This is a genomic window from Mesorhizobium argentiipisi (SeqCode), from assembly GCF_037179585.1.
GTDB classification, from domain to species: domain Bacteria; phylum Pseudomonadota; class Alphaproteobacteria; order Rhizobiales; family Rhizobiaceae; genus Mesorhizobium; species Mesorhizobium argentiipisi.
Genome location: NZ_JAPYKO010000026.1, coordinates 22,460 through 43,740 on the forward strand (window position 1 = coordinate 22,460; position 21,281 = coordinate 43,740).

The window sequence follows — 21,281 nt, forward strand, 5'->3', positions numbered from 1 at the left end:
TCAATTGACCGGAACGGCTTCGAACACGGCCGTCAGAATGCCCAGCCGCCCCTCCATGAGATTGCGCCCGAGATTGGTGGCGAATTCGGCGAAACCCTGGCCCATGACCACCCCGAGATTGAGCGAAGGCGGCGGGCCGGAGGCACGGAGCTCGGCGAACCAGGCCTTGGCGGCAACCGTGTCATCACGGCGGACGAGCGCGCCGAAGCCGGCGGCTTCGATCGCCTCGCAGGTCGCCTCCGCCGTCAGCAGGAAGCTTTCGCCCGGCGTCTTCGCCCAGGGCACCGGATAGAGCGGACCGCCACCATTCAGCACGACGTCGAATGTCGCGAATTTTCCACCCGGCTTCAGAACGCGCCTGATCTCGCGGTAGAGCAGCGGCCGGTCGGCGATGTTCATCGCCACATGCTGCAAGAGCGCGGCATCGAAACGGCTGTCTTCGAAAGGCAGTGCCAGCGCGCTGCCGGTTTCGAACGACACTTTGTCGTCTTGGCCGGTGCGTGTGGTCAGGTAACGCGCGGCCTCGACGAAGGGTTCGCTTAGGTCGACTCCGGTCACCGCGCAGCCATAGGTTTCGGCAAGAAACCGCGCCGGCCCGCCGACGCCAGATCCGACGTCGAGCACGTACATGTCGGCGGTGATGGCGGCCAGAGTGGCGAGCTCCGCCGTCGCGGCCAGCCCGCGGGTATGGAACTGGTCGAGGGTCGCCAGCTGCTCGGGCTTCAGCCGCTGTTGCTCAGGCCCAAACACCGCCAGTGCGGTCTTCAATCGATCGGTCAAGCCGGTCGCGCGATAGTGATCGCGCACGCGATCGAGTTCATCGGTCATCGCCATTTCCCTTCAGGCTTCCAAAGTCATGGAAGAAATAAGGCCGCTTTCCGCGAACCACTATCCACGATAATGTCGATGGGTCATGAAGCAGAACTTCACAGTCAGGCACGGCGCGCTCGACGGCGTCGAAGCATTCTTGAGCGTCGCAAGGCATCGCAATTTCCGCAAGGCGGCGGCCGAGCTCGCCGTCACCCCGTCAGCGATCAGCCAGGCGATACGGACGCTCGAGGCGCGCATCGGCGCCGCGCTGTTCATCCGCACGACGCGCAGCGTCGGCCTTACCGAAGCCGGCGAGCGCTTTTTCGCGCGCGCACGGCCCGCCTTCGAGGAACTGATCGCCGCGAGCGAGATCGCGCGCGGCATGGGCCAGCGGCCGGCGGGGCTGTTGCGCCTTTCGGTACCGCCGGCCGTGGTGCCGATGCTGCTGGAGCCGATGGTCGCCTCCTTCTGCCAGGTCTATCCCGAGATCGAGCTGGAGATCGTCGCCAGCGGCGAACTCGCCGATCTCGCCGCCGAAGGGTTCGACGCCGGCATCCGCATGGGCGATCTGATCGCGCCCGACATGGTCGCGGTTCGCCTGACGCCGTCCTTTCCGATGGTGGTGGTCGGCAGTCCGGATTACTTGCGCCGGCGCGTGGCGCCCGAGCGCATCGAGGACCTGCGCGACCATGCCTGCCTGCGCCTGCGCCGCTCGAATGGTTCGGTCGCGCCCTGGTCTTTTGTCGACGGCAACAAGGCCGTCGAGGCAATCGTGTCGGGACCGCTCATCGCGCACGACTATCCGTCGCTGCTCGGCGCGGCAATCCAGGGTGTCGGGCTGGCGCAGGTGCCGGGCCCGATTGCCGAAGCGCCGATCGCCGACGGGCGTCTGCAGGCGCTGCTCGGTCGCTTCGTGGTGACCACGCCAGGCGTTTTCCTCTATTATCCGGAAAGGCACCAGGTGCTGCCCAAGCTGTGCGCTTTCATCGACCATATCAGGCAGCCGGGCGGCGCCGACGCTGCCCGGAAGCGATCGGGCAGGCGGCGGCAAAGCTGACGCTTCGAAGGCCCGTGAAGGCGGTTGAGCCAGGCAATAAGCCGCTCGAACAGAGCGCGCCTTTGTGACCTGTTTTCCGCTTCGCCGCACCTTGGCGGAACACCGCGCATGGCGGCCATCATTCTGCGGCGCGAGATGCGATCAGTGATCGAATACGTTCCGCATCGGCCGGCGTGACCGGATTGTAGACGATCATGCCGAGCTCCGGGCGGCCGTCGACCGCGAAGACCGAGAACTCCAGCTCGATCAGCCCGATTTCGGGATGCCGCAGACGCTTCACGCCTTCGCCATGCGCCGCAACGACGTCGTTGTCGCGCCACAGTGCCGCGAATTCCGGACTAGTCCTGGAAAGCTCCTCGACGAGTTCCGTGACCTCCGCGCCGGCGCCGGCGCGAACGGCGTCGGCCCTGAAGGAGCCGACCACGAAACGCGCGACACTCTGCCAGTCGTCCTGCGCATGGCGCACGCGCGGGTTGCCGAACATCAAGCGCAGGATGTTGCGTTGCTCGCGCGGCAGCTTGGAATAATCGGTCAGCATTGCCGCCGCGGCACGGTTCCACGCCACGACATCCCATGTCGCGGTCTTGATGATCGCCGGACTGGGGTCCAAGGCATCGAGGACGCGCTGCAGGCGCGGCGTCACGCTGTCCACGCTTTTGTAGCGAACTTCCGGAGGCCGCCCGAGACCCAGCATGAACAGATGCTCGCGTTCGGGTTCGGTCAGCATCAGCCCGGTCGCGATGCGGTTGAGCACGTCGGCGGACGGCGCGCCGCCCCTCCCCTGCTCCAGCCAGGTATACCAGGTCGGGCTGATATTGGCGCGCTGCGCCACCTCCTCGCGGCGCAAACCTTGTGTGCGCCGGCGCCCCGTGGCGAAGCCGAAGGCGGCGGGATCGAGGCGCATGCGGCGATCTCGCAAGAAAGTGCCAAGCTTGTTGGTCGTTTCGAGCGCCATCGGGATCCTGTTGGCCATTATACCATGATAAAGTCACTACTTTAACAGAATGATTTATAGCGCAAATAAGGCCTCCGAACAACCACAGGAGACCTTCCCATGCGTGTATTCCTTACCGGCGCGACCGGCTTCATCGGTTCCAGGATCGTGCCCGAACTTCTTGCAGCCGGGCATCAGGTGCTCGGCCTGACCCGCTCCGAAGCCGGCGCTCGGTCGCTTGTCGCCGCCGGCGCCGAGCCGCATCGCGGCGACCTCGAAGACCTCGACAGCCTGCGAGACGGCGCGGCGAAGTCGGATGCGGTGATCCACACCGCCTTCGACCACAATTTCTCGAACTTCGTCGCGAATTGCGAGAAGGACAAACGCGTCATCGAAGCGCTGGGCGGGGCGCTCGTCGGCTCGGACCGGCTCCTCATCATTACATCGGGTGTGGGCATGGGCTCCGCCGAACACGGACAGCCGGCGAGAGAAGACGTGTTCAACACCGACCATCCCAATCCGCGCATCCTGTCGGAGCTTACCGGCGCGGCGATGGCCGAGAAGGGCGTCAAGGTGTCGGTGGTGCGGTTGCCGCAGGTGCATGACACGGTGAAACAGGGCCTGATCACACCGCTGATCGCGCAGACGCGCGCCAAGGGCGTGTCGGCCTATCTTGGCGAGGGCCGCAACCGGTGGTCGGCGGCGCATTTGCTGGACGTCGCGAAGCTCTACCGTCTGGCGCTGGACAAGCAGGAAGCCGGCGTGCGCTACAACGCTGTCGCCGAGGAAGGCATCCCGGTGCGGGAGATCGCGGAAGTGATCGGCGCCGGTCTCAACGTGCCGGTGGTCTCGCTCTCGCAGGAAGAGGCTGCGGACCATTTCGGATGGCTTGCCATGTTCGCCGGCCTCGACATGCCGGCGTCGAGCGAATGGACGCGCGCGCATCTCGGCTGGCAGCCGACCGGACCCGGCCTCATCGCCGACCTCCAGCGGATGGACTATTCGCAAGCCGCCGCGGCCTAGCCCAGTCCTCCAGCGGTTCAGCGACCCGGCTGAACCGCCGTTCGCTCTAAGCTCGAAGCAGATCCGCCAGGCTGTCGGACTTCTCAACCTTGTCGGTAAGGTCGAGTCCGGACAGCAGGTCGACCAGATGGCTGTTCATCAGGGCGGCAGCGTCGGCGCTGTCGCCGGCCTCGATGGCGTCGACCAGCGCGTGGTGGGCGTGCTTCTCGCAGGTGGCGTCACGGCGCTTCCAGTAGAGCGCGATGATCAGCGAGGAGTGCGAGACGAGGTCGCGCACGAAATTGGTGAACACCGAATGCGCAGCGATCTCGGCAATGCCGACATGAAAGCGTGCCGACAGCATGATGGCGTCGCTGTCGCGGCCGGCATGCAGCGCCTCGTGCTCCTTCTCCAGGTGTGACCGCAATTGCCCGATATCCGACGGCACCGCCGTCCTGGCGGCGAGCGCGGCCACCTTGGGTTCGATCAGCGCCCTCGCCTCGAACACTTCGCGCGCCTCGATCTTCGACGGCTGCGCGACAAAGGCGCCGCGATTGGGCTCCAGCCGCGCCAGCCGGTCATGGGCAAGGGCCTGCAGCGCGGACCGGACCACCGTGCGGCTCACCGAATAGATCGAGGCCAACTCGTCTTCCGGCAATTTGGTACCCGGCGCGAGGCGATGGCTGACGATGGCGTCCCTCAGCCCATAATAGATCGGCGACCAGCGCGCCGCCGGCTTGTCGTCTCGATCTTCTTCCTTGAGTACTGTCAACATTCTTTCAATGCGCGTGGCCGAAATGGCCCGATCTGCCCCCAAATCGCCGGCAGCCCGTCCAATCTAGTATCGCTCGCGCGGCGGTCAATCCCACCTGCCCGGGCGCCGGCCGGCCGTCCGCCAGCATGAAGCCGCCTAGAGCCGGATGATTTCAGGTCAAGTCGACCTGAAATCTGAATCCGGCTCTAAATCAAAGAGGTAGAGCATGATGTCGTCCGAAAACCGCTTCACACTTTTCGGCATCATGCTCTAGACGACTTCGACTTCCGTGGGCGACAGCGGTGCGAACATGCCGGCGAACTGTTTGCGGCGCGGCGCGGCATAGCCGCCGATCTTCGATGTCCTCAAGCCCACCTTGCACAGGCTCTCGGCCAGCGTGACGGCGCAGACGACGCCATCGAGCACGGGGACGCCATGTTCCTCCGACAGGCTGTTGGCAAGGTCGGCCATGCCGGCGCAGCCGAGCACGATGGCTTCGGCGTGATCCTCGCTTATGGCGCGCGCAATCTCCCGCGATATCCTGTGCCTCGCATTCGAGCCCGGACGTTCGAGCTCGAGCACGGCGACTTCCGACGAGCGTACCTTGGCGCAACGCGAGGCGAGACCGTATTTCGCCAGATTGTGCTCGATCGCGGGCACCGAGCGGGCAAGCGTGGTGACGACGCTGAACTTGCCGGCGATCAGGCTCGCCATATGGAACGCCGCCTCGCCGATGCCGATGACGGGTGCTCCGCTGGCACAGCGCGCGGCGTCGAGTCCGGTGTCGTCGAAACAGGCAATCACATAGGCGTCGGCTGCCGGCGCCTTGCCCATCTCGGCAATGATGCCCGGCACGGCGAAGACCTCGTCGAAGTAGCCCTCGATGCTTGGTGGACCATCGGCCGGATTGACCGCCATGATTTCGGTTCCCGCGGAGGCGACGCTTTGCGCCGCCTCGCCGATCTTGGCGGTCATCGAGGCGGTCGTGTTGGGGTTGATGACGAGAATGCGCATTGGAATCAGCCTCAGATCTCGCCGCCGAGATAAAGACGCTTGACCCGGTCGTCGGTCAGCAATTCGGCGGAGTTGCCGCTCAGCGCGACACTGCCGGTGGTGAGCGCATAGGCGCGCTGCGAGATACGCAGCGCCATGCGCGAATTCTGCTCGACCAGCAGCACGCTGACTTTCTCGTCGCGATTGATCGCGACGATGGAGCGGGCGATGTCCTGAACGAGTTTTGGCGCGACGCCGAGCGACGGCTCGTCGAGCAGCAGGAGCTTCGGCTTCGCCATCAGCGCGCGGCCGATGACCAGCATCTGCTGTTCGCCGCCGCTCATCGTGCCGGCGGCCTGCGAGAAGCGCTCCTTCAGCCGCGGAAAGCGCCCCACAACCATCTCCATCGACGCGGCGATCTCGGATTTGCTGGTGCGGGTGAAAGCGCCCATCAGGAGGTTGTCCCTGACCGACATGAAGGGGAAGACGCGGCGTCCTTCCGGCACCATGGCGATGCCCATCTTGACGATTTCGTCGGGGGCGGCGGCGTCGATGCGCTTGCCGCCGTAATGGATCTTGCCTGACCTGATCTTGCGCAAGCCGGTGATGGCGCGAAGGATCGACGACTTGCCGGCGCCGTTGGCGCCGATCAGCGCGACGGTCTCGCCCTCGTTGACCTCGAGCGAGACGCCTTTCAGCGCATAGACGTGATCGTAATAGAGCTCGACATTGGCGAAGTTCAGGATCTGGTTCATAGGCCGATCGCCTCGTCTTCGCTGCCCAGATAGGCTTCGATTACCTTCTCGTTGGCCTGGATTTCCGACGGCGTTCCCTCGGCGATCTTCTGCCCGAAATTGAGGACCACGATGCGGTCCGAGATCTTCATCACGGCCGGCATATCGTGCTCGACGAGCAGGATGGTGAGGCCGAGATCGCGCAGGCGCCGCACCATCGCCACCATGCGCATCGTTTCGTCATGGTTCATGCCGGCGAAGGGCTCGTCGAGCAGCAGGATCGAAGGATCGGTGGCAAGGCCGATGGCGATGCCCAGCGCCCGTAAATGGCCGTGCGGCAGGTTGCGGGCGGTCTCATTGGCAAGCGAGGAGAGGCCGAGCAGCGCCAGGATTTCGTCGGCGGAGGCGCCGAAGGCCACCTCGTCGGCCTTCGCCGCGCCGGTGCCGAGGAAAAAGCCGAGAAGGCTTGCCTTCGAGCGCAGGTGATGCGCGATGACGACGTTGTCGCGCACGCTCATGTTCTTGAAGATGGTGGTCTCCTGGAAGGTGCGCACGACGCCCTTGCGAGCGGCGATATGCGGCGCCATGCCTGAGATGCGTTCGCCCTTCAGGCGCACCTCGCCCGTCGTGGGCTTGAGGAAGGACGAGATCAGCTTGAACAAAGTCGACTTGCCGGCGCCGTTCGGGCCGATCACCGACAGGATTTCTTTCTCGCGCACCGAGAAGGAGATGTTGTTGACCGCGACCAGACCGCCGAAGCGCTTGGTGATACCGGAGACTTCGAGCATTTCGGCCATGGCTCAAGCCTTCTTCCGGATCGAAGCCGAGAGGCTGAGCAGGCCGTTGGGCAGCACCAGCATCAGGACGATCATCAGGCCGGAATAGATGAGCAGTTGGAATTGGCCCGTCTGGAACAAGAGGTCCCAGCCGAAATAGAGCACCAGCGTGCCGAGCATCGGCCCGAACACGTAGCCGAGGCCGCCAAGGAAACAGTTCAGCATGAAGTTGACGGAATCGGTGACCGTGAAGCTCGACGGATAGATCGATTGCGAGATGGCGGCGAAGATGGCGCCGGCCACGCCGCCGAAGAAGGACGACACGGCATAGGCGATGATGCGCAGATAGGCGATGTTGACGCCGATCGAGGAGGCCAGCTCCTCATTCTGCTGCAGCGACTGGCAAAGCTTGCCGATGCGCGAATTCACCAGCCGGTACATGACCCCGAAGCAGACCACCATCAGCGTGACCGCCAGAAGATAGAAGGCAAGCCGCGAATTCTGCAGCGTGGCGAAATCCGGAATGATGGTCAGGCCGAAGACCGACAGCGCGCCGGGCAGCGGGATGCTGACGATGCCCTTGGCGCCGTTGGTGATCGGCAGCGCGAGCGCGAGCAGCCGCGCCACCTCGGTCAGCACCAGCGTGACCATGGCGAAGTAAACGCCACGCAGCCGCAGGATCGGCAGGCCGATGAGCACGCTCGCAGCGGCACAAAAAAGCCCGGCCACCGGCAAGGTCAACCAGAACGACCAGCCATAGTTCATCACCAGTATGGCCGAGACATAGCCGCCCATCAGCGCGTAGGCGCCCTGGCCGATGTTGATGCGGCCGATGTAGAAGGTGAGCCAGACACCGGCGCTGGCGATGCTGAGCAACGCCACCGAGGTCAGCGTGTAATAGAGGTCGAAGTGGCCGCTTGCCGAGATCGCGGCCGGCACGGCGATGAAGACGATCGCCAGGAAGGCCGCGACCGATGCGATTTTGATATTGCGATTGCGGGTCATGGCGCCATCAACCCCACGGCTTGCCCATCAGCCCGTTGGGGCGGATCGACAGGAACACCATCAGGGCGGCGAAGATGACGAGATAGGTGATGTCGCCATATTCGCGCAGCACGGTGAGGCCGACCGACTCCATCATGCCGAGAATGAAGCCGCCGGCGATGGCCCCGCCGACGACGCCGGCGCCGCCGATCATCACCATCAGGAAGGCCTTGATGGAGATCGGCCCGCCGATGCCGGAATTGACGCCGGTGATGGTGACCAGCAGCCCGCCGACGACGCCCGCGAGCATGGCGCCCATCGCGAAACCGATCATCGAATAGCGATCGACGCGGACGCCCATCAGTTGGGCCGCGACGCGGTCCTGGGCAAGCGCGCGCATGGCGCGCCCGACCCGGCTGTACTGCATATAGAGCACGAAGGCGGCGATGAAGACGATCGCCAGCACGCCGACGACCATACGATCGTAAGGCATGATGATACCGGCGTCGTTGAAGACGCCCTTGACGATCTTGGGAACGCCGCGCTGCTTTTCGCCGAACAGAAGCAGGATGACGGCGTCGAAGAAAAAGGCCGTCGCGGCGGCGAGCAGCATCGTGCTTTCCTCGCGATGGCTGCGCCTGATGACGGTACGGAAGAGGAATTTCTCCATCAGCGCGCCGATGATAGCGAGCGTGACGCCGGAGGCGAGCAGCGCCACCACGAAAGGCAGGCCGAGCTGGCCGTAGACGGTGTAGGTGATGAAGCCGCCCAGCACATACATCTGCCCGTGGGCGAAATTGAGCACGTTCATCAGGGCGAAGATCAGGGTCAAGCCCAGCGCGATCAGCGCGTATTGGGCACCGAGATACAATCCGTTGGCGATGACCTGTTCCATGGATACCTTCGATCTTCCGCGGGGTCCGGTCTATCGGACCCCGCGGCAAGCTGGAGGAATGACGCTCGAAGGTGGCGCTAGTCGACGGAACCGACGAACAAGGTCTGGAAAGCGCCGTCCTTATATTCGTTGACCACCATCGGCACCGAAAGCTGGCGCTTCTGGCCGAAGGAGGTCATGCCGACATAGCTGAGCTTCGCGTCGCCCTTCAGGAAGGGATTGGGCGCCGAGAAAGTGTCCATGGTCTTCTTGAATTCCTCGACGTCGTTGATGGCCGCCGGATTGGCCTTCAAGGTCTCGATGATGTATTCGAGCGCATAGACCTTGGTGTTGGACTCGTCGTTGTATTCGCCGAACATCTTGGTGTAGCGGGCGACGAATTCCTTCATCGCGTCCGAGGCGATCTCCGGCGTGGAGGCGCCGCCGACGGAGATGAAGCCATTGGCGTATTCGCCGGCGCCCTCTTCCAGGACCTTGGCGTCCTGCGCGGTTTCCGTCGAGATCAGGCCTTCATAGCCAAGCTCGCGGGCGGCACGGATGAGCAGGGGCGCGTTGGCCGGCGCCACGCCGGACAGGACGAGCAGGTCGGGCTTCAAGGCGACGATCGGCGTCAGCACTGGCGTGAAGTCGCGGGTGTCATTCTGGTAGGTGTCGTTCTGGGCGACGACTTCCAGTCCAAGTGCCTTCGCCGCCTCGACGCCGCTGTCGCGCTGGCTGAGCGGGTCGGATTCATTGGCCGCGACAAAGGCGATCTTCTTCACGCCTTTGTTTTCCTTGAGATATTTGTAGATCGCAGGGCCTGACTGATAGTTGGCGATCATCCCGAGCACGGCATTGGAAGCGGGCTTCTGGTAGAGCGCCTTGGGGAAAGCGTAGGGAAAATAAATGATGCCGTTGGCCTCGGCGACAGGGCGCACCGCGGCGGCGCCGTCATCGACATTCGGCCCGACGACATAGTGGATGCCTTCCTGCGCCATCTTCTCCATGCCGGCGATGGCGCGCTTGGGATCCTTCTGGTCGTCGAAGGTGACGATATTGATCTTGTAGGTGTCGTCGCCGATCTTGACGCCACCTGTCTCGTTGATCCAGGCGGCGCGGGTCTGCATCGAGCGCACGTTCGACGTGCCCCAGGCGGCAGCGGGGCCGCTGGTAACGCCGACGAAGCCGATCTTCAGTTCCTTGTTTTCAGCCTGCGCGGACGAAATGCCGAGAGCGGCAAGCGCCAGGGTCGAGACGGCGCCGAGCGCCATTGATTTCAGAGTCGAGCGACGGTTGATCATAGCTTCAGTTCCCCTTGGTTATCGCGCTTTGTGTTTTGCTCGCAAGCTGCGCGTATAGCGTAAGGGAAACCGGCCAACGTCGATTGTCAACATCTTTCTTTATTATTGTATACAATATCTGGATCGACTGTGTGCGATGACCCGCAGACCCGCGAGAGGATTTGTATTCAAAAGAGGCCACGTCCGGCCAACCACAGCCACCCCGGCGAACTCCAATAGTTCGCAGAGACCATAACGCAAAGAGGGTCGAGGCTTGTCGAAAACGCTCCGAGGAACGCCGCCCCCAGGGAATCCTACTTCCCGCAATAGTTATCGTTGATGTAGTTCACCGCATTCGCGTCCGGTCCGACGCGGTGATACGCGCAGGCGCCCGCCGCCGTGGTGGTCATCTGCTGATCGTAATAGCGCGGACCGCCGAACAGCGTCTCGATGATGTCGTCGCTGGCCGGAACATAACGCTCGTGTTTGACGACGCGGTAGCGATGCTGTTCGCCGGCGGCAGCCGGGCCCGCCATCATGGCCGCTGTGACAAGCATGAGCGCGGCGATTGCAAAATACTTCGTCATAGCAGCGACCTTCCGGGTAATTGAGACCTGCAGCATATCCAAAATCGCCAGCGGAGCGAAAGTTCCCCTAGCTGCTTTCGGCACCGCTAATGCTCGACAGAGCGGCAGATCTGCAGGTCGCCTAGAATCTGTCGACTTCTATCGATGGCCTGGATTGGCTGGAGTGTCCTCTGCCATCCGACACTACTTCACCGTACTCGATTGTCTCTATGCATTGGCGCTGATTTATGAGCGCAATTCCTCTACGGACCGTCACAGCTGCATTCGGTCGGGCTTTGCGAGGCGCATGAACATGAACGTCGTTCTTGACGATCTGCGCGCCCGTTCATTTCTTCTTGAACTCAAACAGTTCAACCAGATTGCCCGACGGATCTTCCAGAAGTCTGGCGCGACCAGCTCCCGCCTCGCTGATTTCTCCTTTGAATTTGGCGCCTGCATCGTTCAACCGGCCGACGAGGGCGTCTATGTCTTTTGTGACGATCATGAACCGGTTCCATCCGCCGGGCTCTGGTTTACCGCCAGCAGTTCCTCCACTGCCTGCGCCCGGAGCGCTAAGGTAAAGCGTGAGATCATCGCGAATGAGCGCTGCGAACTTGCCAGGGTTGTGCATGTCAACCTTGAACTCGAGTTTATCGTGATAAAACGCGACCGAACTGTCAATGTCTCTCACAATGTATCGGATGGATGCCATGGTCCGTGCTCCTTTCACCGTAGAAAGTGAACCGGCCAATGCGAATCCGGTTCCTTGGCATTGGGATCACGGCCAACAGTCGGCCCGTCGGCTGATGAGAACACGACCTAGCCGACTACCGCCTGCGGAACCGCGTCGCTCGACTTATCGCTGGCCACCAATTCGCTTACACATCCTCTCCTACCCCATGCTACTCCACGGCACTCCCTGTCACTCCCACTCGATCGTTCAAACAACTGATAACTAATTGAAATCAGGATCAAATATTCTTCAACGTCACGCAAACTCCGTCATCAAAACCGTCAAAAAGTTACGCTTTGGATTTTAAATAGAAAATCGCCGCAAAAAAATTTTGACGTTTCACCAACCATCGGGAACCAATCGGCCAATTTTTTTGCACCTTGCGGCGTTCGACGCCGCGCCCAAATCATCTCAAAAAGTACCGTCACCGCCCCAGCTAAGGCATTAGCCAGAGGCAATAGAGATCGACAAGCAACCGGTGTGCACACCTCTGCCGCAGGGGGTGTGTTGTGAGCGCTGGCATCCACTCGATTCCTACCGAATTTCCGGCTAGCCTGGGCGATAGATGGCTCAGTTCTGGTGGGTGAATCATAAACAGACCGCACGTCAAGAGATTGATGGGCAGCACCTTTGGTCCCCCAGGACCGAGAGCAATGGCGCGCGAAGTGAGTTCTACGACAATATGCGCCGTGCGACGCCTGGCGACCTTGTCCTTTCGTATGCCGATCAAGCAATTAGGTATATTGACAGGATGGCGGAATTCGCCTTCACCGCTCAGAAACCAATGAAGTTCGGAGAGCCCGGAGCTCATTGGAATCAAGAGGGATGGCTTCTGCCGATCTCTTGGACACCGCTTTCCCCTTCGATTCGCCCACGGTCCTCAAAGCGAGAATTCTAAGAGACGTTCAACAATGACCCAGCACGCACAAAACGCTCGAATTCTCATGTACAGCCACGACACGTTCGGGCTCGGCCATTTGCAGCGCTGCCGGACGATCGCGCATTCGCTGGTCGAGGATTTTCATGGACTTCAGGTGCTTATCATTTCGGGTGCGACTATCGCTGGCGCCTTCGACTACCGCGCCCGGGTCGACTTCGTGAAGATTCCCAGCGTCATAAAGTTGCGCAACGGCGAATACACCTCGCTGGAAAAGGATATCGATCTGCATGAGACATTGAGGATGCGCCAGTCGATCATCCGCCACACAGCCGAGACCTTTCGGCCGGATATCTGCATCGTCGACAAGGAACCGCTCGGCCTGCGCGGTGAGATCGAGGACACGCTGTCCTACCTCAAAACGCGAGGCACCACGCTCGTGCTTGGCCTGCGCGAGGTGATGGACGCGCCGCATCTGCTCGAAGCAGAGTGGGAACGCAAAGATGTGATGCGCAAGATAGGCCTATTCTACGACAAGGTCTGGGTCTATGGTCCGCCGGATTTCTACGATCCGTTGACTGGCTTGGATGTCCCTCCGGCGGTCGGGGCAAAGATGAAGTTCGTCGGCTTCCTGCAACGGAGCCTGCCGCAAAACGAGTTGCCCGGCCACCGGCCCGAGGGCGACTATATCCTCGTTACCACAGGTGGCGGCGGTGACGGCGCCGAACTGATCCACAACGTCATAGACGCCTATCAGCAGGATCCGCAATTGCAACATAGGGCGCTGATCGTGCTTGGGCCTTACATGCCGGCGCGCAAGCGCAACAAGCTGCGCAAGAAGGGGGCCAAGATCCCCTATATCAAGATCATCGACTTCGACAACCGCATGGAAGAGCTGATTGCCGGCGCCAGGGCGGTAGTGGCGATGGGCGGTTACAACACCTATTGCGAGATACTGTCTTTTGACAAGCCGGCGCTGATCGTGCCGCGCGTCGAGCCCCGCGAGGAACAGCTGATCCGAGCACGGCGCGCAGCCGAACTCGGCCTCATCGAGATGCTTTTGCCGGAGGAAGCCCAGGATTCCCAGCGGTTTGCCGATGCACTGGAGGTTTTGCCGGATCGGCCCCGCCCATCGCAGAGCAATCCGCATCTGACGCTGGAAGGGTTGCCTCATATTTCCGAAATCGTCGCGGAACTGCTCGACCGGCGGACCGGCCATCACCTTTCGGTCATTGAAGGCATGAACTGAGTTGCAGCATCGCAAGATCGTCGTGGTTCTGAAGGGCTATCCGCGGCTGTCGGAAACCTTCATCGCGCAGGAACTGCTCGGTCTGGAGCGTGCGGGGTTCGACCTGATGCTCGTCGCGCTTAGGCGGCCGACCGACGCAAAACGCCACCCCGTGCATGACGAGATCAAAGCGCCCGTCCATTATCTGCCGGAATATCTGCATGAAGAGCCGCTGCGCGTGGTTCGCTCGCTGTGTGCTTATCTGCTGCGCCCGGGTTTCTGGCGGGCGCTCGGATCGCTGGCTACCGATATCCCCCGCGACTTTACGCGCAATCGCGTGCGCCGCTTCGGGCAAGCGCTCGTCTTGGCGGCCGAATGGCCGGAAGACGCGGCCTGGCTGCATGCACATTTCGCGCACACACCGGCATCGGTGACGCGCTATGCCAGCCAGCTTCGTGGCCTGCCCTGGAGTTGCTCGGCCCATGCCAAGGACATCTGGACTTCGGCGGACTGGGATCTGGCTGGCAAGCTTTCCTCGGCGCGCTGGACTGTCACTTGCACGAAGACCGGCTTCGACCGCCTGAAAAAACTCGCCAACGGCAAGTCGCCTGTGCATCTGAGCTACCATGGGCTCGACCTTGATCGCTTCGGCAGTTTCGGCGAGGCGCGCAAACAGCATGACGGCTCGGCACCGGACGAACCGGTTATCGTTCTGAGTGTCGGGCGCGCCGTTGAAAAGAAAGGTTACGATACCTTGCTGCAGGCGCTTGCCCTCTTGCCTGGCGATTTGGCGTGGCGTTTCGAGCATATCGGTGGCGGCGAGGAGCTGGAGCGGCTCAAGGCGCTGGCGCAAAAGCTCGGCCTGGATGGTCGTGTCTCTTGGAAAGGCGCGCTTGCGCAGGAGGAGGTGCTTGAGCACTACCGCCGCGCCGACATCTTCGCCCTGGCCTGCAGGATCACTGCGAATGGCGACCGGGACGGTCTGCCGAATGTTCTGGTGGAGGCGGCTAGCCAGCGGCTTGCCTGCGTGTCGACCGATATTTCCGGCGTGCCGGAGCTTTTATCGCCGGATGAAACCGGGCTGCTGGTTCCGACGGAAAACCCAATTGCACTGGCCGAGGCGCTCGAGCGCCTGATCCGTGATCCCGTGCTGCGCGCCCGCCTCGGCGACGCCGCGGAGCAGTGCGTGCGCTGCAATTTCGACCATATGGCTAGCATTGGACAGCTCAAGGAACTGTTCGAGCGGGAGTGGCGGGCCGCCGAATGAAGCGACTGCGCGCTTTCTTCTATGTCCAGCACCTCCTCGGTATCGGCCATCTCGCGCGCGCCAGCCGCCTTGCGGTGGCTCTGGTCGATGACGGGTTTGACGTAACCGTGGTGACTGGCGGAGCGCCGATCGCGGGGTTTCCAGGACTGGGTGTAAAATCTGTGGCCCTGCCACCTATCACCTCCGGTGATGAAGGATTTTCCGGACTTGTCGACCTGCAGGGCAAACCCATCGACGATGATTTCAAGAAACGGCGTTCAGACATGCTGCTGCAGGCATTCCTGGATTGCAGGCCTGATATCGTCATTGTCGAGGCGTTTCCATTTGGACGCCGGCAGATGCGGTTCGAACTCTTGCCGCTGATCGAGGCCATCGACGCGACGTCGCCCAGACCGCTGCTGGTGACGTCCGTCCGTGATATCCTTCAGGAGCGCGTCAAGCCGGGCCGAAACGAGGAAACGGTCAATCTTATCAACAGGCATTTCGACCTTGTCATGGTCCACGGCGATCCGGCTTTCGCAACCATCGACAAGACATTTCCGCTGGCTGGGGCAATCAGGGCCGAGGTCACCTACACAGGGCTCGTTGCCGCGCCGCCATCGCCCGCGGCCACCGAGCGCTTCGACATTCTGGTGTCGGTTGGCGGCGGGGCTGCCGGAAGGGGCCTTGTCGGTTCCACCATCGCAGCGGCGCGGAATGCCAACAATGGCTGGAAATGGTGTTTGATCACCGGCCCCAACCTGCCGAAAGACGAGTTTGACGCCATCGGACGCGATGCCACGCCGGGCCTGTCCATCTTCCGCTTCCGCGAGGATTTTGCCAGCTTGCTGACCGGCGCCCGTCTGTCGGTCTCGCAGGCGGGTTACAATACGGTCTGCGATGTCCTGCGCGCGGGTTGTCGCTCCCTGCTCGTGCCGTTTGCAGCCGGCGGGGAAACCGAACAAACAGTTCGCGCCCTGATGCTCGAAGAACTCGGGCTTGCAACGGTGCTGATGGAAAAGGACCTGACGCCTGAAGGTTTAGCGCAGGCGATCGAACAGGCGCTTGTGGCACCGAGGCCGTCCGCGCATCGTCTCGATCTGGAAGGGGCGCGTCACTCGGCGCAAATCCTGTGCGAGCGGCATCGAACACGGTCCCTAAAATGGGGCCCGGTCTCGGAATAGGACATGATCAAGCAGATGGCGGGGCCTAAAGCGCGTCGCGCTGAACCGGATTCAGGCGCCGCGCTTTAAGTCTTTGTTTTGATGCATGTCGTTGTCCTAAAGCCGCCACGCGCTTTTGGGCGAAATGCATCAAACAGTCCCAATTAGCATGAAGCGCGTATAATTTTTTGTCGGTAGTTCGCCAGAGAATCGTATCTCCCGCAGCGCCGCCATTGCTTCGAAGGCTGCAAGTGAAGCCACGCAGTTGATGTGCGTCGGCTCGCTGAAATAGTCATTTGATTGCAGCAGTACAGTCGTGCCCCGCGGAAGCAGGGCAAGCCAGGCGCGCAGATCGGCTATGTGCTCGCAGCTCGTATTGACTATCAGATCGGACGGCCCGGCCGCATAGTCGAGTGCGTACATATCTGCTGTTAGCGCCCGGAACCGGCCGCCGGCTTCCCGGTTGAGGGTCCGGGCAACCGGCGCGACTTCGGGATCGATGTCGATGCTATCGACTGCCGCAATATCGAAGCGGGGGTCGTTGAAAAGCATTGCCGGCAATATGCCGTACCATCCGCCCAGAACCCATATGCGCCCGAAGCGCCCGCCGCAGCTTTCGAACAGCCTGTCGAGCGCCCACATCTTGCAGGCCACCTGCTTGTTGTTGAAGGCGTTGGCGATGTCGGCCTTCGGATGTTTGGCGATGACGCGCGCCAGCCCTGCCACGAGAGGGTGGTTGACATAGGCAGCAATTCCCCGCGCGAGGTCCAAGGCCTGCTCGTGCCCGTCCATGCCGGCATTGCGCGGTTGCGTGACATCCATCATATTCGCCTTGTACGTTGGGATTTCGGGCGACACAACGCAATCTTGCCCCGCCAAGCCGCCTCGCAGGCTTCGAACATGTCGCCGGCGATGATTGCCGATGCGCCGTCCACCAGCTGATGCTTTTACTTTGTTCTTTAAACTGAAGGTCCACAGTCGCATATGGAACCCAGCCTGGCTCGCTATATCTGGACGCACACCAAGAAGCAGCAGCTCTGGATATTGGTTATCGTCTTGCTTTCGATGATCCCGTATTTCATGTCCTTTGACCTGCCGAAGTTGATTGTCAACGGCCCGATCCAAGGTCGCGGCTTCGAGCAACCGGGCGCGACCCAGCCATTCATGAGGCTACACTATAACCTGCCGTTCATCGGAGAGGTCCAGTTCTTTCCTGGCTTTCAGCTCGACCGCACGACGACGCTGCTTGCCCTGAGCCTTGTGTTCCTCCTGCTGGTCATCATCAACGGCCTGTTCAAATTCTACATCAACACCTACAAGGGCCGCCTCGGCGAACGCATGCTGCGCCGTATCCGCTTCGAACTGGTCGATCGTGTGCTGCGGTTTCCGCCGCGTTATTTCAAGCGCGTGAAATCCGCCGAGGTGGCGACCATGGTGAAGGACGAGGTGGAGCCGCTGGGCGGTTTCATCGGCGATGCTTTCCTGCAGCCGGTGCTGCTCGGCGGCCAGGCGGTGACGGCCATGCTGTTCATCGTGGTCCAGAACTTCTGGCTCGGAATGATCGCCGCCGTGATCGTCTTGATCCAGATCGTGCTGATCCCGCGAATGCGGCGGCGGCTGATCGTGCTCGGGCGCAAACGGCAGTTGACGGCGCGCGCGCTATCGGGCCGCGTCGGCGAAATCGTCGACGGCATCGGCGCGGTCCACGTCCATGATACGTCAAACTACGAGCGCGCCGACATAGCCGCCCGGCTCGGGCTCATCTTCAAGATCCGCTTCGATCTTTACCAATGGAAATTCATGGTGAAGTTCCTCAACAATTTTCTCGCGCAGATCACGCCCTTTCTGTTCTACATGGTCGGCGGGTATCTGGTCATTCAGGGGCGGCTGGACGTCGGTCAGCTCGTGGCCGTGATCGGCGCCTACAAGGACCTGCCCGGACCGATGAAGGAACTGATCGACTGGGATCAGGACCGGCAGGATGTCCAGGTCAAATACCAGCAGGTCGTCGAACAATTCACCGTCGAGGGTCTCATTGCGCCGCGAATCGGGGCACTGACGATCGACGATCCCGGTCCGATGACCAACCCCCTGTCGGCGATCGGTCTGTCCATGGCAGACGATGGCGGTGCAATGCTCCTCGACCGTATCTCTCTCCAGGTCAAGCCGGGGGAGACGGTGGCGCTGGTCAGCACCTCAACAGGTGGAGCGGAGGCGCTTGCAGAGGCCTTCGCGCGGCTGAACTGGCCGGAAAGCGGAAAGGTCGCTTCGGGTGCCGACGACCTGCTTGAACTCCCCGAAGCAGTGACCGGCCGGCGGATGTCCTATGCCTCGTCGGACGTTTTCCTGTTCCAGGCAAGCCTCCGCGACAATCTGCTCTACGGGTTGAAGCATGCGCCGCTGACATCGGTGACTTATGACGGTGCCGCGGCGGACCAGCACCGCTGGAACATCCACGAGGCGCGCCGGTCGGGCAACCCGGACCTTGATATCCACAGCGACTGGATCGACTACGCTTCCGTCGGGGCTACCGGCCCGCACGACCTCTTTGAAGCCGTGCGCCAGGTGCTCGACGCGGTTCTTCTCTCGCGCGACATTCTGGATCTAGGCTTGCGTTCTTCGGCCGACCTCACGCGTCACACGGAGCTTGCTGGGCGGATCGTCGAACTGCGTGCGGCGCTGCGAACCCGGCTGGAACACGAAGGATTGAGCGGACTGGTGGTTCCTTTCGAACCGGGCGCCTACAATAAGGAAGCAACGATCGGCCAGAACCTGCTCTTCGGCGCTGCCGCCGGCCCGGAGCTGGCCGACAGGGCTCTGGCGGCAAATCCCTATTTTGCTTCCGTGCTGAGGCAAGCCGGCCTCGATCGCACGCTCTACGAAATGGGCTTGGAGATCGCCGAACAAGCGATCGAGCTGTTTGCCGATCTGCCGCCCGATCACCAGTTCTTCCAGCAGCTCGCCTTCATGAGCGCCGAGGAGATACCCGCCTACGAAACCTTGCTGCAACGGCTCAAGAACCGTCCCTACGAGACGGTCTCGGAGAACGACCGCGCCATGATCGTCACCCTGAGCTTTGCCTATATCGAGCCCCGGCATCGCTTCGGCCTGCTGGGCGACGAATTGATGAACAAGATCGTCGCCGCACGCAACCGGTTCTATGAAGGCCTGCCTCCGGAGCTGCAAAATGCGGTCGAACGCTACGATCCTGCCAAATACATTGCCGCGGCTACGGTCATGGACAATGTCCTGTTCGGGCGTCTGGGTAGCAACCATCCCGACGCGCCGGACCGCATACGCTCCATCGTCTATGACATTCTTGATGAATTGGGGCTTTATGCCGAACTGCTGGATGTCGGTTTGGACTTCAACGTCGGCGCCGGCGGCAGGCGGCTGACCGCTGGGCAGCGACAGAAGCTCGATGTTGCCCGAGCCCTACTCAAGCGGCCCGATTTTCTCATTCTCAACCGGCCGCTGTCGGCACTCGACCAGCGCGTACAGGAGAAGGTGCTGCGAAACGTGCTCGAGGAAGCCAGACGCGACGGCCGTTCGCCGGCAATTGTGTGGGTCGTGACGAATCCGGCAATGGCGATGATGTTCGATCGCGTTGTCGTCTTCGACTCGGGTCGTTTGGTGGAAGACGGAACACACGAGACGCTTTTGGCCGGGAGCGGTATGTTCAAGGAACTGCTGTCATAGGAGCATTGGACATTCAGATGGGATCATTCCGCCGGTGGGACCTTGCTGCAAAGGTCAAGGGATTGAGCTTTCCGGCTGGTTGGGCTCGCCACCTCAAGCGGTTCGTATTGCCACCTGGAAACGGAATTGATTTCATCTGGGGGTCGGTTGTTCTAGTCTGGCAGACGTGAATTTTGGGAGGTTTGCGACAATGCTGCTCAAGGATGAGGTTGGAATGCTGCAACGCGTTCCCTTGTTCTCCGGCATAGAGTCGGCAAAGCTCAAGCTGCTTGCGTTCACATCCGATCGCGTAAGCTACAGCGCCGGCCAGATCCTTTTCCGGCAGGGGGACGAGGGAGACGCCGCCTATGTCATCCTTTCAGGCAAGGCGGATATTCTGGTCGATTCCGACAGCGGACCGATAAAAGTTGCCGAACTGCTGCCAAATTCGATCGTTGGCGAGATCGCCATATTGTGCAACAGCTCCCGCACGGCCACCGTCAGAGCCGCCAGTCCGTTGGAAGCCTTGAGAATTCGCAAGGATCATTTCCTAAGGCTTATGAAGGAGTTCCCGGAAATGACCATCGAAATGGTGCGGGTCCTCGCCGATCGCCTAAGCCATACGACCGCGGATCTGATCGACGCAAGGAGCGCCAAGTAACCAGTGACGCGCACTTAATCCTCGCCGTCGTGATGGCTCCGGCTAGCATGGGCGACTGGACCGCGAAGGAGCAGCATGGAGGACGACGTTTTCCTGGTCAGGTTTTGGGGGGTGCGCGGCAGCATTTCGGTATCGGGGCCAGAATTCTCCCGCTATGGCGGCAACACGATCTGCATTGAGATGCGATGCGGTAAGCATACGCTTCTCTTCGACGCGGGCTCCGGCCTGCGGCCTGCCGGCCGAGCGCTTCGGGCGTCCGGCGTAACCGATTTCGACCTGCTTTTCACCCATTGCCATTACGATCACATCATCGGGCTGCCGTTTTTTGTGCCGATCTATGACCGGAGCGTCAAGGTTACGCTTTGGTCTGGGCATCTTGCAGGACGTATGACGACTCGGCAGATGGTCGACGAGTTCATGCGGCCGCCGTGGTTTCCGGTGAAACTGGATGTCTGTAAGGCAAGCCTCGACTGCCGCGATTTCGTATCCGGAGACGTGCTTCGGCCGCGCGAAGGGGTAGTGGTCCAAACCGGCAGTCTTGTCCATCCGGGCGGCTGCATAGGCTACCGGGTGGAATGGGGCGGCCGTGTCGTGGCAATGATCACAGACACGGAGCATGAGCCGGACAAACTCGATCGGGCGGTGCTCGGCCTGATCGAAGATGCCGACCTCGTCATTTACGACTGCACCTACACCGAGGGGGAAATGGAACGCCACCGCGGTGACGGGCACTCGACATGGCAACAGGGCGCCAAGCTTTGTGAGGCGGCCGGTGCGCGGGGACTTGCGCTGTTCCACCACGATCCGACACGCACCGACCGGGAACTGGACGAGATCGAGAAACTGGCCAAAGACAGGTTTGCCGGCGCTTTTGCCGCGCGGGAGGGCCAGACGCTCAAATTTCCAGTCTCATTGCACAAAAAGCGCTGAG

At 61.6% G+C, this 21,281-nt stretch carries 21 protein-coding genes; 8 read left to right on the plus strand and 13 right to left on the minus strand.

Going from position 1 to position 21,281, the window contains the following annotated elements:
• Nucleotides 1–828, minus strand: coding sequence for a class I SAM-dependent methyltransferase (locus O7A05_RS26945; RefSeq protein ID WP_337096043.1), 828 nt, complete (start codon nucleotides 826–828; stop codon nucleotides 1–3).
• Nucleotides 829–913: 85 nt separating this feature from the next.
• On the opposite strand from O7A05_RS26945, the gene O7A05_RS26950 reads away from it, so the two are divergent.
• Nucleotides 914–1,867 carry a LysR family transcriptional regulator gene (locus tag O7A05_RS26950; RefSeq protein ID WP_337096044.1) on the plus strand — a complete coding sequence of 318 codons (954 nt, stop codon included), beginning with the start codon at nucleotides 914–916 and terminating at the stop codon, nucleotides 1,865–1,867.
• 118 nt (nucleotides 1,868–1,985) lie between these two features.
• Here the strand turns inward: O7A05_RS26950 and O7A05_RS26955 are convergent, their stop codons facing one another.
• The gene (locus tag O7A05_RS26955) at nucleotides 1,986–2,822 is read right to left on the minus strand and encodes a helix-turn-helix transcriptional regulator (protein ID WP_337096045.1); all 837 of its coding nucleotides are present in this window, start codon (nucleotides 2,820–2,822) and stop codon (nucleotides 1,986–1,988) included.
• Between the two features lie 99 nt (nucleotides 2,823–2,921).
• Between O7A05_RS26955 and O7A05_RS26960 the strand changes: the two genes are divergently transcribed.
• Nucleotides 2,922–3,824 (plus strand): SDR family oxidoreductase, encoded by a 903-nt coding sequence (locus O7A05_RS26960; protein WP_337096047.1) that lies wholly within the window; start codon nucleotides 2,922–2,924, stop codon nucleotides 3,822–3,824.
• Nucleotides 3,825–3,870: 46 nt separating this feature from the next.
• On the opposite strand, the gene O7A05_RS26965 is transcribed toward O7A05_RS26960, so the two are convergent.
• The 10 genes from O7A05_RS26965 to O7A05_RS27010 all read right to left on the minus strand — a co-directional run bounded on the left by O7A05_RS26965 (nucleotide 3,871) and on the right by O7A05_RS27010 (nucleotide 12,024).
• Entirely contained in the window at nucleotides 3,871–4,578 is a 708-nt protein-coding gene (locus O7A05_RS26965) for a GntR family transcriptional regulator (RefSeq protein WP_337096048.1), read from the minus strand.
• Between the two features lie 249 nt (nucleotides 4,579–4,827).
• Nucleotides 4,828–5,571 carry an aspartate/glutamate racemase family protein gene (locus O7A05_RS26970; RefSeq protein WP_337096049.1) on the minus strand — a complete coding sequence of 248 codons (744 nt, stop codon included), beginning with the start codon at nucleotides 5,569–5,571 and terminating at the stop codon, nucleotides 4,828–4,830.
• Nucleotides 5,572–5,582: 11 nt separating this feature from the next.
• The gene (locus tag O7A05_RS26975; RefSeq protein ID WP_337096051.1) at nucleotides 5,583–6,305 is read right to left on the minus strand and encodes an ABC transporter ATP-binding protein; all 723 of its coding nucleotides are present in this window, start codon (nucleotides 6,303–6,305) and stop codon (nucleotides 5,583–5,585) included.
• On the minus strand, nucleotides 6,302–7,081 hold the full coding sequence (locus O7A05_RS26980) for an ABC transporter ATP-binding protein (RefSeq protein WP_337096052.1): 780 nt from the start codon (nucleotides 7,079–7,081) through the stop codon (nucleotides 6,302–6,304). Before O7A05_RS26980 ends, O7A05_RS26975 begins: the two co-directional genes overlap by 4 nt.
• Nucleotides 7,082–7,084: 3 nt before the next feature.
• On the minus strand, nucleotides 7,085–8,065 hold the full coding sequence (locus tag O7A05_RS26985; protein WP_337096053.1) for a branched-chain amino acid ABC transporter permease: 981 nt from the start codon (nucleotides 8,063–8,065) through the stop codon (nucleotides 7,085–7,087).
• A gap of 7 nt (nucleotides 8,066–8,072) precedes the next feature.
• On the minus strand, nucleotides 8,073–8,939 hold the full coding sequence (locus O7A05_RS26990; protein ID WP_095768826.1) for a branched-chain amino acid ABC transporter permease: 867 nt from the start codon (nucleotides 8,937–8,939) through the stop codon (nucleotides 8,073–8,075).
• A gap of 77 nt (nucleotides 8,940–9,016) precedes the next feature.
• Nucleotides 9,017–10,219: an ABC transporter substrate-binding protein gene (locus tag O7A05_RS26995; protein ID WP_337096055.1), complete on the minus strand. Its 1,203-nt coding sequence runs from the start codon at nucleotides 10,217–10,219 to the stop codon at nucleotides 9,017–9,019.
• Nucleotides 10,220–10,512: 293 nt separating this feature from the next.
• A complete protein-coding gene (locus tag O7A05_RS27000; RefSeq protein ID WP_337096056.1) occupies nucleotides 10,513–10,821 on the minus strand; it encodes a hypothetical protein in 309 nt (102 codons plus the stop codon).
• A 289-nt stretch (nucleotides 10,822–11,110) separates the two neighbouring features.
• Nucleotides 11,111–11,476, minus strand: coding sequence for a VOC family protein (locus O7A05_RS27005; RefSeq protein WP_337096057.1), 366 nt, complete (start codon nucleotides 11,474–11,476; stop codon nucleotides 11,111–11,113).
• 302 nt (nucleotides 11,477–11,778) lie between these two features.
• Entirely contained in the window at nucleotides 11,779–12,024 is a 246-nt protein-coding gene (locus O7A05_RS27010) for a hypothetical protein (protein WP_337096058.1), read from the minus strand.
• A gap of 384 nt (nucleotides 12,025–12,408) precedes the next feature.
• On the opposite strand from O7A05_RS27010, the gene O7A05_RS27015 reads away from it, so the two are divergent.
• From O7A05_RS27015 to O7A05_RS27025, 3 genes are read left to right on the plus strand one after another with little or no spacing between them, the layout of a single operon-like run.
• On the plus strand, nucleotides 12,409–13,623 hold the full coding sequence (locus O7A05_RS27015; RefSeq protein WP_337096059.1) for a glycosyltransferase family protein: 1,215 nt from the start codon (nucleotides 12,409–12,411) through the stop codon (nucleotides 13,621–13,623).
• Between the two features lies 1 nt (nucleotide 13,624).
• Nucleotides 13,625–14,869, plus strand: coding sequence for a glycosyltransferase (locus O7A05_RS27020; RefSeq protein ID WP_337096060.1), 1,245 nt, complete (start codon nucleotides 13,625–13,627; stop codon nucleotides 14,867–14,869).
• Nucleotides 14,866–16,032, plus strand: coding sequence for a glycosyltransferase family protein (locus O7A05_RS27025; RefSeq protein WP_337096061.1), 1,167 nt, complete (start codon nucleotides 14,866–14,868; stop codon nucleotides 16,030–16,032). The genes O7A05_RS27020 and O7A05_RS27025 overlap by 4 nt, the downstream gene beginning before the upstream one ends.
• A gap of 129 nt (nucleotides 16,033–16,161) precedes the next feature.
• Here O7A05_RS27025 and O7A05_RS27030 read toward each other — a convergent pair whose 3' ends face one another.
• Complete coding sequence (locus O7A05_RS27030; RefSeq protein WP_337096062.1) at nucleotides 16,162–16,833, minus strand: class I SAM-dependent methyltransferase; 672 nt, start codon at nucleotides 16,831–16,833, stop codon at nucleotides 16,162–16,164.
• A gap of 162 nt (nucleotides 16,834–16,995) precedes the next feature.
• Here O7A05_RS27030 and O7A05_RS27035 point away from each other — a divergent pair, with 162 nt between their 5' ends.
• From O7A05_RS27035 to O7A05_RS27045, 3 genes are all read left to right on the plus strand, one after another.
• Entirely contained in the window at nucleotides 16,996–19,710 is a 2,715-nt protein-coding gene (locus O7A05_RS27035; RefSeq protein ID WP_337096063.1) for an ABC transporter ATP-binding protein, read from the plus strand.
• 190 nt (nucleotides 19,711–19,900) lie between these two features.
• Nucleotides 19,901–20,350, plus strand: a complete 450-nt coding sequence (locus O7A05_RS27040; protein WP_337096064.1) for a cyclic nucleotide-binding domain-containing protein — start codon at nucleotides 19,901–19,903, stop codon at nucleotides 20,348–20,350.
• A gap of 75 nt (nucleotides 20,351–20,425) precedes the next feature.
• Nucleotides 20,426–21,280, plus strand: coding sequence for an MBL fold metallo-hydrolase (locus O7A05_RS27045; RefSeq protein WP_337096066.1), 855 nt, complete (start codon nucleotides 20,426–20,428; stop codon nucleotides 21,278–21,280).
• Nucleotide 21,281 lies beyond the last annotated feature (1 nt).

What these genes read in the sequence shown, in the direction of transcription:
- O7A05_RS26965 (WP_337096048.1), bottom strand. Translation starts at nt 4,578, where the DNA reads ATGTTGACAGTACTCAAGGAAGAAGATCGAGACGACAAGCCGGCGGCG.
- O7A05_RS26950 (WP_337096044.1), top strand. Translation starts at nt 914, where the DNA reads ATGAAGCAGAACTTCACAGTCAGGCACGGCGCGCTCGACGGCGTCGAA.
- O7A05_RS27000 (WP_337096056.1), bottom strand. Translation starts at nt 10,821, where the DNA reads ATGCTGCAGGTCTCAATTACCCGGAAGGTCGCTGCTATGACGAAGTAT.
- O7A05_RS27025 (WP_337096061.1), top strand. Translation starts at nt 14,866, where the DNA reads ATGAAGCGACTGCGCGCTTTCTTCTATGTCCAGCACCTCCTCGGTATC.
- O7A05_RS27045 (WP_337096066.1), top strand. Translation starts at nt 20,426, where the DNA reads ATGGAGGACGACGTTTTCCTGGTCAGGTTTTGGGGGGTGCGCGGCAGC.
- O7A05_RS26975 (WP_337096051.1), bottom strand. Translation starts at nt 6,305, where the DNA reads ATGAACCAGATCCTGAACTTCGCCAATGTCGAGCTCTATTACGATCAC.
- O7A05_RS27040 (WP_337096064.1), top strand. Translation starts at nt 19,901, where the DNA reads ATGCTGCTCAAGGATGAGGTTGGAATGCTGCAACGCGTTCCCTTGTTC.
- O7A05_RS26995 (WP_337096055.1), bottom strand. Translation starts at nt 10,219, where the DNA reads ATGATCAACCGTCGCTCGACTCTGAAATCAATGGCGCTCGGCGCCGTC.
- O7A05_RS26990 (WP_095768826.1), bottom strand. Translation starts at nt 8,939, where the DNA reads ATGGAACAGGTCATCGCCAACGGATTGTATCTCGGTGCCCAATACGCG.
- O7A05_RS27005 (WP_337096057.1), bottom strand. Translation starts at nt 11,476, where the DNA reads ATGGCATCCATCCGATACATTGTGAGAGACATTGACAGTTCGGTCGCG.
- O7A05_RS26985 (WP_337096053.1), bottom strand. Translation starts at nt 8,065, where the DNA reads ATGACCCGCAATCGCAATATCAAAATCGCATCGGTCGCGGCCTTCCTG.
- O7A05_RS26945 (WP_337096043.1), bottom strand. Translation starts at nt 828, where the DNA reads ATGACCGATGAACTCGATCGCGTGCGCGATCACTATCGCGCGACCGGC.
- O7A05_RS26970 (WP_337096049.1), bottom strand. Translation starts at nt 5,571, where the DNA reads ATGCGCATTCTCGTCATCAACCCCAACACGACCGCCTCGATGACCGCC.
- O7A05_RS27015 (WP_337096059.1), top strand. Translation starts at nt 12,409, where the DNA reads ATGACCCAGCACGCACAAAACGCTCGAATTCTCATGTACAGCCACGAC.
- O7A05_RS26955 (WP_337096045.1), bottom strand. Translation starts at nt 2,822, where the DNA reads ATGGCGCTCGAAACGACCAACAAGCTTGGCACTTTCTTGCGAGATCGC.
- O7A05_RS27035 (WP_337096063.1), top strand. Translation starts at nt 16,996, where the DNA reads ATGGAACCCAGCCTGGCTCGCTATATCTGGACGCACACCAAGAAGCAG.
- O7A05_RS26980 (WP_337096052.1), bottom strand. Translation starts at nt 7,081, where the DNA reads ATGGCCGAAATGCTCGAAGTCTCCGGTATCACCAAGCGCTTCGGCGGT.
- O7A05_RS26960 (WP_337096047.1), top strand. Translation starts at nt 2,922, where the DNA reads ATGCGTGTATTCCTTACCGGCGCGACCGGCTTCATCGGTTCCAGGATC.
- O7A05_RS27030 (WP_337096062.1), bottom strand. Translation starts at nt 16,833, where the DNA reads ATGGATGTCACGCAACCGCGCAATGCCGGCATGGACGGGCACGAGCAG.